General features: G+C 47.6%; 1 protein-coding gene and 2 pseudogenes. All 3 read right to left on the bottom strand.

The window, feature by feature from the left end; genetic code table 11:
- Window positions 1-273, bottom strand: a pseudogene (gene vscL / locus R7Q09_RS24315) (SctL family type III secretion system stator protein VscL); the annotation flags it as partial.
- Complete coding sequence (vscK, locus tag R7Q09_RS24320; RefSeq protein ID WP_025532555.1) at window positions 252-917, bottom strand: SctK family type III secretion system sorting platform protein VscK; 666 nt, start codon at window positions 915-917, stop codon at window positions 252-254. The pseudogene vscL and the gene vscK, both read right to left, overlap by 22 nt.
- Window positions 910-1,127, bottom strand: a pseudogene (gene vscJ / locus R7Q09_RS24325) (SctJ family type III secretion inner membrane ring lipoprotein Vsc); the annotation flags it as partial. The pseudogene vscJ and the gene vscK, both read right to left, overlap by 8 nt.

Consider the following 1,127-nt stretch of genomic DNA (forward strand, 5'->3'; position numbering starts at 1 on the left):
AACTTGCAGGTAATATTCATTGCAGCGAGCCAAAGTAGCGACCATCGCCTGCGCATTTTCTATTTTCGCCTGCTCCAAACCATCTTGATAGCCGCGCTGCTTTTCGGTTTCATACGCTTGCTGCGCTTTAGCAATGATGCTGTCGGCTTTCGAATTCGCCGCTTCAACCAAATGTTGCGAATCGAGATAACTAACGTAATCCTTGGCTTTGAGCACCTTTAAACCTGGCGCTAACTGCAAGTTATCGGTTTTTATTTCAACAAATGAAACCATTGAGGAATAACCTGTTTTGCGATTTTTTTGGTGAGTCGGTACGCGAGATCACGCTGCTCTTCAACGAGCCAAGAGGTGTTTTCTTTCACTTGGCTAAGTGATTGATCGAGCTTGAACTGCCAACGGAGCAAAATATCGTGAGAAGAGCTCGCTAAGATGAACTTCATCCATGCGTAGCCCTGTTTGAGCATGTGACGTTCAACTTCGTCTTCTTTCATCATGTCTGGTAGCGCTTTTTGCCAACCTTTCGGCCATTGTGACAACAACATCGGCCCTTGCTGAATAAGAAAACGGGCGACATCCAAACCAAACACGTTGTTCAAACACTGCTTGGGCTTTTTAAGTACCACTTGGCGCATCGCAAAACTGTGCAACGCCCCGCCAATGGTGAGCATTAACGTACTGAGCGCATCAGGAGGAAGCAGAGCCAAGCTATGGTGTGGCTTGTTAAAAGCCGTTTCTGGAACAGGCGCAAGCGCCCACTCTTCTAAACACCAAAGGTTGAAGTTTGGGTTATCTCGCCAGCCATCCAGATTAAGAAGCCAAGGTTGTTTTGGCACGATCCAGTTTTGCTCTAGGTACTGACATGGGCAGTAGTTGAACTGATGCAGCACCTGAGCCATCGGTGTTTCAGGTTTAACCACGCTTTGCGCTCCTGCGGCACCACGTGAACGTCGCGACATTCGAGCCAATCAATAGCAGTACCATAAACACTAAAATCCCGATGAGATGGTTCGCCGTTTCTTTGGTAACTTGCACCGACAAAATACTTTTAAATTGGTTGCTTTGAGTCGTCACTCGCACCTCCGAAGATGGCACCATCACGACGCTAATGCGGTCGTAATTCAGCCCTT

The organism is Vibrio sp. 2130-1, assembly GCF_033339515.1.